Raw genomic sequence first — 10,029 nt, 5'->3', positions numbered from 1 at the left:
GGTGAGTGGTGAAATTGTGAGTTTGTGAAGTTGTGAATGCAAAGCGTCTGTCATCCTGAGCTTGCGAAGGACCTTCTTACGCTGGAACGACAAGCGTGATAACGACGCGTCCTAATGTGAGAAGGTCCTTCGCAAGCTCAGGATGACAGTCGTATTTTTTACTCACTACTCACTACTCACCTCTTCACAAAGCTTTCCTCACTTTCTAGATACGCCTTCTCGGCTAACACTACCTCCGGCGTGAGGGGGAGGAGGGTAGGCGTGGGGCGGGAGAGGTTGAGCAGGTGGCCGCCGGGTGGGAAGGCAGTGAGGTTGTCTAGGTCGTGGGTAATGCAGAGGATGGTTTTGCCCTGCTCGGCTACCCACTGCTGTTGCAAGGCAAACACGCGACGCCGGTAGTACACGTCCAGCTGCTGGGTGGGCTCGTCTAGCAGGTACAACCCTGCTTCCTGCAAGGAGAGCTGCGCCAGCCACACCAGTTGCTGTTCGCCGCCGGAAAGCAGCGTGAAATCACGAGTGGCGAGGTGGGCGGCGCCTACCTGTTGCAAGGCGCTGTCGGAGAGGGCGTAGTCGGTGGGGGAGTAGCCGCCCAGGAAACGGTGGTGGCGGTAGCGCCCCATCACCACCAGCTCGCGCACGGCAATGGGAAAGCCCACGGTGGTGCGCTGGGGTAAGTAGGCCAGCAGGCCCTCAGCAGACGGCCGCGCTACGGTGCGCAAATCACGCCCCGCTACCCGGATGGTACCCTGATACGGGATGCGCCCCGTGAGGGCCCGAAACAGGGTGGTTTTGCCGCAGCCATTGTGCCCGATAATCGCCACGAAAGTCGGCTCGGGTACCACAAAAAAAAGGTTGCGGAGCAGAACGCGCTGTTCGTACCCCGCAACCAATCCGGAAATGTCGAGTGCTGAATGTTGAATGCTGCGTGAGGAATGATTGTCGGTTAATTCAAAATCACTCATTCAGTACTCAACACTTAATATTCAACAGTTCTTAGTATTCGTCCTCGTTGAACATGAAGTCTTCCTTGGTCGGATAATCGGGCCATACTTCCTCGATGTTCTCGTAGGGTTGACCATCGTCTTCCAAGGCCTGCAGGTTCTCCACTACCTCCATCGGGGCGCCCGAACGGATAGAGTAGTCGATGAGTTCATCCTTGGTGGCAGGCCAGGGGGCATCTTCCAGATAGGAAGCCAGTTCCAGCGTCCAATACATAGTCGTGTACTATAAAAAAAGGTTGGCAAAAGGTGGCACGTCGCAAGCTCGCTGGTCTACGACGATGTGAAGGTAGACACGGAGGCCGGCAAAACGTTGCTCCTTGCCGACAACGTAAAATACAACTGAAGGTTGCTTATACAAGCACTCCTTTTTGTAGAAGCTCAATTAAATGATTTTTGGTGCGGATTTTCCGCTCAAACGCTCGGATTTTCCCCTGTAACATGGTCCGAAACGACTCATTGCCGGGCGATACGTTGAGTTTGCTCAGGTTTTCTTCCAGCACCAGTTGCTCCTGCCGGTCGCTTTTCACGAACTCGCGCAGGGCCTGCACACGGGCGGCTATTTGGTCGTCGCGGGTGCCGGGCTCGGGGGCGCCGCCGTGGCGCTTACGGATGTAGTGCTCCAACGAGCTGAGTTCAAACACCTTGTCGCAGGCGGCAATGAACTGCTCCCACACTCGGTCCGACTCCTCGCCGCGCACGGGGCCTACCTTCTTCCAGGCAGCTTGCAGCTCCTTGGCGCGGGCCACCGCCTCCGACATGGGGCGGTGCAGCAGGGCCTCCGCCTCCGCCACCAGACCACGCTTGCGGGCCAGGTTGTCCTCGGGCTGGTTTTCGGTGCGCTTGGTGTTGATGTGCACCTTCAGGCGCTCAAAGAAATGATTGTGCGCCGCCCGGAAACGCGTCCACAGGTCGTTGGCCTGCTTGCGGGGTAGGGAGGCGTCAATGTCTTTCCACTCCTGTTGCAGCTGCTTGAGCTTGCGGGTGGTATTCTCGAAGTCGTCGGAATCCTGCAAGGCTTCCGACTGCCGGATGAGCGCCATGTACTTGTCCTGCACACGGTTGGTCATGGCCTTCTTATCGGCCAGGAAATCGCGCTTGCGCTGCATAAAGGCATCCACAGCCGCCCGGAAGCGGTCCTCCATGTCCTCAATCAGATCCTTGTCAACGGGACCAGTCTTGATCCAGACCTGGCGCAGGGCTTTCACCCGCTCCGTAGCGGTCTGAAAATCCAGGGTATCGCGTAGCTCTTCCAGCTCCTGCAACACGCCCAGCTTGGTGGCCATGTTTTTTTCCCGGTTCTGCGCAATGGTTACGTTGATGCCTTCTTCGGCCTCGGTGAGGCGGTGGTAGAGGCTCTCAAAATCGCCTAGCCCATCGTAGCTGGCAACTTGTTCTTTCAGGTGCAGGGCCTTCATCAGGAAAGAGCCCTTATTGTCGGAGGCAGCCATCTTGGCCAGCAGGTCTTCTACCTTGGCCCGAAACAGTTCGAAGCGCTGGGCGAAGTAGATGAGGGAGGTGTCGGGAGAGTCTTTAACCTGACCTACCCGGCGGGCAGGCAGCGTCATAAACGGACGGAGCCACACCTGGTCATCCTCGACATAGCCGTATTGGCGGGCGGTAGCGAGGAGGTGGTCGTGTTGTTCCATAATTGGGATAGCGCGGAAGCGAATAAGTGGAGGGAGGGGCGAGCGGAATGTGAAGCTAGACTAAGTGCACAAGTTTACGGCATGCCGGGCAGAAATGCCCACGCGCTTAGCATAATATAGGGCAGAAAGCCACGCAGGACGCTACCTTTGCGGCAACTCCGGCCCTACCAGGTGGTATGCCGGCAAGGTACTACCAGCCAGCCAAACAGCATTTGTAGATCAGGCAATAAGGTGAAAAATGAGTGGAGAAAACCTCCTGTCATGTTATTGTTTTAAATCAATCATACGCAAAATAGGGCATCTGTAGTATACTTCCGCAGAAGCCACTGCAAAACCCGGCTGCGGGCTATGGTACCGGAGTTGCTGCCAGGGTAAGAGCTACTCCCGGCAGTGCCGCTAATCATTTGTTTCATTTCCACTTTTTTTAGTCATATGAGCGACCAGACGATTATCTTCTCGATGGCGGGCGTTAGCAAGGTGTTTCCGCCCCAGAAACAGGTTCTCAAAAACATCTATCTATCCTTTTTCTACGGTGCCAAAATCGGCGTGCTGGGTCTGAACGGCTCCGGTAAGTCGAGCTTGCTGAAAATCATTGCCGGTGTCGACAAGCAGTTTCAGGGCGAAGTGGTGTGGTCGCCGGGCTATACGGTGGGCTATCTGGAGCAGGAGCCGCAGCTGGATGCCTCTAAAACGGTGAAGGAGGTAGTGGAGGAGGGCGTGGCCGAAACCGTGGCCCTGCTCAAGGAGTTCGACGAAATTAACGAGGCATTTGGTGCCGAGGATGCAGATTTCGATAAACTGCTCGAACGGCAGGGAAAAGTACAGGAACGCCTCGACCAACTCGACGCCTGGAACCTGGATAGCAAGCTGGAACGTGCCATGGACGCTCTGCGCACGCCCCCGGCCGATGCCGTGGTGGGCAACCTCTCGGGCGGCGAAAAGCGCCGCGTGGCCCTGTGCCGCCTGCTGCTGCAAGAGCCCGACGTGCTGCTGCTGGACGAACCCACCAACCACCTCGATGCCGAAAGTGTGCTGTGGCTGGAGCAGCACCTCAAGCAGTACAAAGGCACCGTGATAGCCGTAACCCACGACCGGTACTTCCTCGACAACGTGGCCGGCTGGATTCTGGAGCTGGACCGCGGCGAGGGTATTCCGTGGAAAGGCAACTACTCTTCTTGGCTGGAGCAGAAATCCAACCGCCTAGCCCAAGAGGAAAAAACCGAGAGCAAGCGTCAGAAAACCTTGCAGCGCGAGCTGGAGTGGGTACGCATGGCCCCCAAGGCCCGCCAGGCCAAGAGCAAGGCCCGCCTTGCTGGCTACGACAAAATGGTGAGTGAAGACGCCAAGGAGAAAGAGCAGAAGTTGGAGCTGTTCATCCCCGATGGCCCGCGCCTGGGCGCCCAGGTGATTGAGGCCGAGGGGCTGACCAAAGCCTTCGGCGACAAGCTGCTGTTCGAGAACCTAAGCTTCTCCCTACCCCAAGGTGGCATTGTGGGCATCATCGGGCCAAACGGCGCTGGTAAAACCACGCTGTTCCGCCTCATCACTGACCAGCTGCAACCCGATGCGGGCACGTTCGAGGTAGGCCCTACCGTGCAGACTGCTTACGTAGACCAGCAGCACGACACGCTGGACCCTGCTAAATCGGTGTTCGAGTCGATTTCGGGTGGTACCGAAACCATGCTGCTAGCCGGCCGCCCCGTGAATGCCCGCGCCTACGTAAGCAACTTCAACTTCCGCGGCGGCGACCAGGAAAAGAAAGTAGGTAGCCTCTCGGGCGGGGAGCGGAACCGCGTGCACCTGGCCACGACCCTCAAGCAAGGCGCTAACCTGCTGCTGCTTGATGAGCCCACCAACGACTTGGACGTAAACGCCATCCGGGCCCTAGAAGACGCGCTGGAAAACTTTGCCGGCTGCGCCGTCATCATCAGCCACGACCGGTGGTTCCTCGACCGACTCGCCACCCACATCCTCGCCTTCGAGGGCGATTCGGAGGTGGTGTGGTTTGAGGGCAACTTCTCCGACTACGAAGAAGCCAAGAAGAAGCGCCTGGGCGATGTAGAGCCCAAGCGCGTGCGCTACCGCAGCTTAGGGTAGGGCGTTTTCTGTAAAGAGGAAGCCGGTTTGTTTATCAGATACACATGCAGCTGATAAACAAACCGGCTTCCTCTTTACAGAGCCTGGTCTGTTGGCTTTGCTATGCTTGGACTACGCCATGGCTGGGTACCCATTTCGGGTTGCGCAACGCTGGCCTGAAACAAGTTGGCTGTATGTTGCCCTACCAAGGTGCCTATCTCGTAGCCGCCGTTTGCATCAAACTGATAATGCACTCCAAGGTACACCCGGCTACAGCCATTTTTGAGGGCAGCCTGCGGAAAGGAACTAAAGCGGCGGGTGCGGCGGATGCCGTTTTCGTCGCATAAGGCGTGTGGGTCAGTGGTTGCGGTGAAGGCAATATCGTCGCGGCCGAAAAAGGCGCGCATGGCCGCGGCGTGGGCCGCGCCAAAGAAGGAATGGTCCGAGACATAGGCCGGAAAGTTGGGCGAAAAACGTATACCGCTACGCATTGCCGACAGCGGTTGCCAGGTGATATCGGCGACGGTGCTGGCTGTGCGCGAGGCCATGCCAGTAAGTATCCCAAATCTGTTGCCTGTCGGCTGACTGTTGTACCGTACCAGTACTGATTTTTAGGTCTTTACATGAGTAGTGGTAGGGGGATACTACATTCCGGGGTTGTCTGGCAGAGCCTTACTTTGCTGCTTTCTACACCGCTTCTACCTGGTACTTCACCGTCACGTTACGATTCCCCTGGGTCATCTCGCCGAAGCCTACACCCAGGTCGTCGAAGGCGTTGTCGAAGGAGCCGCGCAGCAGAAACAGTTGGTCGTCTTTATTGGCTTTGAGGAGCTTGGCAATGATGTTGAGCGTGAGGTCGGTAGCAGCGGCGATAAGGGAAATCTGAGGGGCGGTGAAGGAGGTAATCTGCAACAGCGAATCCCGGAAGCTCTGGAACTGGCTGTCCTGGCGCACCTGGTCCAGCAGGTCGCCGGCCTGGCGCACGTCTTCGTCCAGCTCTATCACCAGAATGCGGTAATCCAGAAACGGCGGAATCTTGCCATCGGCCTGGGTGCGGTAGAGCGTGATGCCGCTGGGGCCAATGGGTAGGGCGGTGCGCCTTCTGACTTTCCGGTACACCTCCGAACACAGCTGAATAGGCTCCGCCGATACGCCATCCGTCACCACACTAATCACCTGAATCTCACCTTTGCCCAATTCCCGAACTCGGTTGATGAACACCGACTTCAGGCTCATCCGTACGGCCTGGGTGGTGATGGGCAGCACTGCCCGGCTGATATTGCCCAGCAACGCCTGCTGACCCAGCACAGCCGAAGGTTCAAATACTGCGTCAGGTTGAAGTAGAGCATCCATACGATTTATTGAGGAAAATGTCTTCCCGTGATGCGATGTGCCGTACGGAAAGAAGGGCTGAGTAACGTATTGATTTCTAAACGTCTTACTGCTCTCAAGGGTTGAGTGTCAGAGAGCTGACTATCCTCTGTGGAAGCAGGATACACTGCTCGTCTGCTACATATCCTAATGCGGCATGTGGCTGATTTTGGCCTCGTCCAGATCGAGTTGGGCTTCCTGGTGGCGCAACATCTCTTCGTCGAACACATCCTCGTGGCGTAGCACAAACAGCTCCTCGCGCTGCACGCGCAGCACGTGCAGCAGCACCTGGTGGTAGCGTTGCAGGGCCTGGCGCTTAGTTTCGTCGTAGTCGAGGGCTTCGAGCAGGTTGCCAGTGCGCTGGGCCTCGGCCTGCATGCGCTGCTGCAACGCCCGAATCAGCTCGTTGTGCTGCACGTCGGCGGCGTAGTGTTGGGCCATGTAGTGAAGTGCCACGCGGCGCAGGCGCAGCCGAATGCCGGCTTCTTGCTCCTCGGCCGGTATAGGCTCCTCTAGCTGGCCCACGCCGCTCAGGCGGATGACCAGTGGTAGCGTGAGGCCCTGGAATACCAGCGTAACCAGAATCACTACGAAGGTGATAAACAGAATCAGGTTGCGCTGCGGAAATGCCTGCCCATCCGTCAGCAGCAGGGGCACCGACAGCGCCGAGGCCAGCGACACCACGCCGCGCATGCCGGCCCAGCCTATCACCACCGGTCCTTGCCAGCCGGGACTGGTTTCGCTGGCGCGAATGCTGGCACTCAGCCAGCGCGGCACAAACGCCGCTGGAAACATCCACAGCAACCGAATCAGCATGACCAAGGCACTGATGATTAGGCCGTAGGTGATGGCCTGGGGTAGGGAGTAGGAGCCCAGCCCCTCTACCACCTGGGGTAACTCCAGCCCGATCAGGATAAACACCAAGCCATTGAGCGCAAAGCCCACGCTGGCCCACACGCTGTTGGCTTGCAGGCGCGTATCGGCATCAAACACCCGGTGCGAGCGAAACGACATCAGCAGCCCCCCGCTCACTACGGCCAGCACGCCCGAAAAGTGAAACTCTTCGGCCACCAGATACATGCCATAAGGCGCAATGAACGTGAGTACCGTGTTGATGCTGGGCGTAGTGGGCAGGTAGCGGTGCATGAGGTAGAAGCCGTGGGCCAGCACTAGTCCTACCACCACGCCCATGCCGCTCACCAGCAGAAAACTGCTAATAGCCTCCTGCCACACAAACGTGCCCGATACCACCGTGGCCAGGGCAAAGCGAAACACAATCAAGCTGCTGGCATCGTTGATGAGGCTTTCGCCTTCCAGAATGCTGGTGATGCGCCGCGGCACCTGCACACCCTTCAGCACAGAGGTGGCCGCCACCGCATCGGGCGGAGAAATGATACCGCCTAGCAAAAAGCCCAGCGGCAGCGTGAACCCCGGAATCAGGCGGCGGGAGGCATAGGCCACTAGGGTAGAGGTGAAGAACACCAGCCCCAGCGCCAGCAGCAGAATGGGTCGTTTCCAGCGCCAGAAGTCCTTCCAGGAGGTTTCCCAGGCCGCCTGGTAGAGCAGCGGGGGTAGGAAAATTAGGAAAATCAGATCGGGGTCGATGACTATTCGGGGCAGCCCTGGCACAAAGCTGAGCGCCAGGCCGGCCAGCACCAGAAAAATAGGGTAGGAGATGCGCAGCTTCTGCCCTAGCATCACGAGCAGTAACATGGCCAGCAGCAGGCCCAGAATAAGCAGAATGGTAGCGTGCAGGTTGTGTGGGAGCATGGGCAGCGGGTAGGCGAGCGTGAGACGCCGGAAGGTAGGCGCTACCCGGCAAAAACGCTACTCGCACAGAGCCACCCCGAGAGCGGCCGCCTTCTCAGGTGCTGCAACGCCACATCAGGCTACTGCTACCCAGCCCTCGCGCACAGCTTGCACCACCAAGCCCACCAGCGTTTTGGCGCCAGCTTTCTGCAACAGCGCCCGGCGGTGGCTTTCCACGGTGCGCACGCTCAGGTAGAGACGGTCGGCAATTTCCTGGTTGCAGCAGTCGGCCACTACCAGCCGCAGCACCTCCAGCTCGCGGCGGCTGAAAGCCGTGGCAGGCGCCGCGGTCCGACGCGTAGCCACGGGGGAAGTAAGCAACGCACTACGCGGGTCGCGCAGCAGCCGTTCCACCGCCTCTATGATGTGCTCGGGCGTAGTATGGTAGGGGAGTAGCGCCACCGTGCCGGCCTGCAGCAGCTGTTCCCGCACTATAGCGGATAGCCGGCTGCCCGTAAGCAGCAACACCGGCAACCGGGGCCACAGCGGTAGCAAATGCTCGGGCAGCAGCAGGCCGGGCAGCAGGCCATCTATAATGGCCAGGTTGTAGTTGTGCCGCCGCACTAAGTACGTGAGTTGGCTGGCGTCGGCGGTAGTATCGGTGGTGAGGCCCGGCCAGGCTTCGTGCAGCGTAGCCAGCAGCCCGTAGCGCTGCAAAGAGGGCGTAGCCGCCACTAAAACGGAAAAAGAAGGAGTAGCCATAACCACCTAGCTGGTTAAGGGTGGAGATTGGAAACCAACGCGTTAGCCTGAATAAATGCTGCGGCCGTTGCCATTGGTGTAATGGCTAAAATTCCATCTTTGCAGAAGCCTTGGCAATACCTACTATATGGTATTTGCGAAATATATAGTATGAATATATTGAGGCCGTGGTATTGTAGCAAGTACACGATGCATTAGGTCGGTCTGACAGGCTGATTTCTCGAACAGCGTTGATTTCCGCAACAGCGAGCCGCTATGTGCGGCGCCCTACCCTCTCGGTACTTGTTAGCTACCCAGCCGCGCCGCTACAATCAAGCCTACTCCCAGCACATAAGTACCGCCCATAACCCACAGCCAGCGGGAAGCTGTAGTAGGTGCACCCTTAAATTCCCGCCAGGCAAATAAGCCCCAGAGTACGCCCACCACCGTAGCGCCCTGGCTGATACCGAAGGATATGGCATTGCCGGCCTCGGTGGAAGCTACTAGCAGCGAGGTCATACCTAAGCCCCAGAGCAGGCCGCTGCCTACCCCTACCCAGTGGTGCCGGGTGGTTACATCGCGGTAGCGGAGTTGGGCGGCTTCGGGCGTATCGGCGAAGCGGCGCAGGATCTGCTCGAACAGCGGATTGCTGATGACCATGCCCACCGCAAACACCACCAGCGCCGTGTAAGGCGTAAGCTGCCCGCGTTCGGGGTCGGCAAAATCGGAGGCCATAGAGGTGGTAATCATCCAGAAGAAAAACCCGTTGGCTAGGCCAGCAGAACCCGCAATCAGCAGGCCCTTGGTTTTGCTGCCTTCGGCGTCATCTTCACCGTCTTGGCTGTCGGCTTCCTTTTTGAGGTAGGCGAAGGCGCTGCACGCAATGGAAATTAATACCACCGCCCCGCCGGCAGTTAGCAGGGCTACGTTGCCTTCAGGCTCGGCCAGGTAGTTTACTATGAGCCCCAGTACTAGCGCAATGCTGGTGCCCACAGGCATGCCAATGGCCAGTCCCGCCGCCTGAATGCCTGCTACCAGCAATTGATTGCCCAGGTTGAACGCCACGCCCGCCGCCAGCGCCAGGCCCAACATGGCCCAGTCGGCCTTGCGCAAGTCTTCCAGAAACGGCCGCCCGTCTTCTCCCAAACTGCCCAGCGTGAAAGCCGCCACCACCGCCCACAGCACAATGCCCAGCACATAGTCGCGGTAAAACAGGGTGATGGGCACCTTATCGCGGGCGGCTATCTTTTGTCCGTTCGACCATGAACCCCAGCATAGCATGGCGAGTAGGCAAACGCCAATGGCTAATCCGGTTTGCTCGATGATAAACATGGTAGTGGGATAGGGAAGAAACTAATAATGCTGTAGTCGCACTAAATGGTACGAGGTACAGTAATGGCGCGGGGCTGTGCCCCGTGTCTACTATTCGCAGGCCTCTGGCCTGC

The 10,029-nt window shown here is 58.3% G+C and carries 9 protein-coding genes; 1 reads left to right on the top strand and 8 read right to left on the bottom strand.

From position 1 onward, the window contains the following. Window positions 1-176: 176 nt before the first annotated feature. The 3 genes from KYK14_RS20545 to KYK14_RS20535 all read right to left on the bottom strand — a co-directional run bounded on the left by KYK14_RS20545 (window position 177) and on the right by KYK14_RS20535 (window position 2,647). Window positions 177-962 carry an ABC transporter ATP-binding protein gene (locus KYK14_RS20545; RefSeq protein ID WP_219161574.1) on the bottom strand — a complete coding sequence of 262 codons (786 nt, stop codon included), beginning with the start codon at window positions 960-962 and terminating at the stop codon, window positions 177-179. Between the two features lie 31 nt (window positions 963-993). Then, complete coding sequence (locus tag KYK14_RS20540; RefSeq protein ID WP_019948259.1) at window positions 994-1,215, bottom strand: DUF2795 domain-containing protein; 222 nt, start codon at window positions 1,213-1,215, stop codon at window positions 994-996. 136 nt (window positions 1,216-1,351) lie between these two features. Next, window positions 1,352-2,647: a DUF349 domain-containing protein gene (locus KYK14_RS20535; RefSeq protein ID WP_219161573.1), complete on the bottom strand. Its 1,296-nt coding sequence runs from the start codon at window positions 2,645-2,647 to the stop codon at window positions 1,352-1,354. A 432-nt stretch (window positions 2,648-3,079) separates the two neighbouring features. Between KYK14_RS20535 and ettA the strand changes: the two genes are divergently transcribed. Next, window positions 3,080-4,744: an energy-dependent translational throttle protein EttA gene (gene ettA, locus KYK14_RS20530; RefSeq protein WP_185282073.1), complete on the top strand. Its 1,665-nt coding sequence runs from the start codon at window positions 3,080-3,082 to the stop codon at window positions 4,742-4,744. Window positions 4,745-4,818: 74 nt separating this feature from the next. On the opposite strand, the gene KYK14_RS20525 is transcribed toward ettA, so the two are convergent. The 5 genes from KYK14_RS20525 to KYK14_RS20505 all read right to left on the bottom strand — a co-directional run bounded on the left by KYK14_RS20525 (window position 4,819) and on the right by KYK14_RS20505 (window position 9,916). After that, window positions 4,819-5,271, bottom strand: a complete 453-nt coding sequence (locus KYK14_RS20525) for a phosphatase PAP2 family protein (RefSeq protein WP_185282074.1) — start codon at window positions 5,269-5,271, stop codon at window positions 4,819-4,821. A gap of 139 nt (window positions 5,272-5,410) precedes the next feature. Further along, window positions 5,411-6,076, bottom strand: coding sequence for a hypothetical protein (locus KYK14_RS20520; protein WP_185282075.1), 666 nt, complete (start codon window positions 6,074-6,076; stop codon window positions 5,411-5,413). 165 nt (window positions 6,077-6,241) lie between these two features. Next, on the bottom strand, window positions 6,242-7,864 hold the full coding sequence (locus tag KYK14_RS20515) for a Na+/H+ antiporter (protein ID WP_185282076.1): 1,623 nt from the start codon (window positions 7,862-7,864) through the stop codon (window positions 6,242-6,244). Between the two features lie 114 nt (window positions 7,865-7,978). Then, a complete protein-coding gene (locus KYK14_RS20510; RefSeq protein WP_185282077.1) occupies window positions 7,979-8,605 on the bottom strand; it encodes a response regulator transcription factor in 627 nt (208 codons plus the stop codon). 285 nt (window positions 8,606-8,890) lie between these two features. Next, window positions 8,891-9,916 (bottom strand): GRP family sugar transporter, encoded by a 1,026-nt coding sequence (locus KYK14_RS20505; RefSeq protein WP_185282078.1) that lies wholly within the window; start codon window positions 9,914-9,916, stop codon window positions 8,891-8,893. Between the last annotated feature and the right edge of the window lie 113 nt (window positions 9,917-10,029).

This window comes from Hymenobacter profundi (assembly GCF_019334315.1).
In the GTDB taxonomy this organism is placed as follows: Bacteria; Bacteroidota; Bacteroidia; order Cytophagales; family Hymenobacteraceae; genus Hymenobacter; species Hymenobacter profundi.
This window is presented reverse-complemented; position numbering and strand designations above follow the sequence as displayed.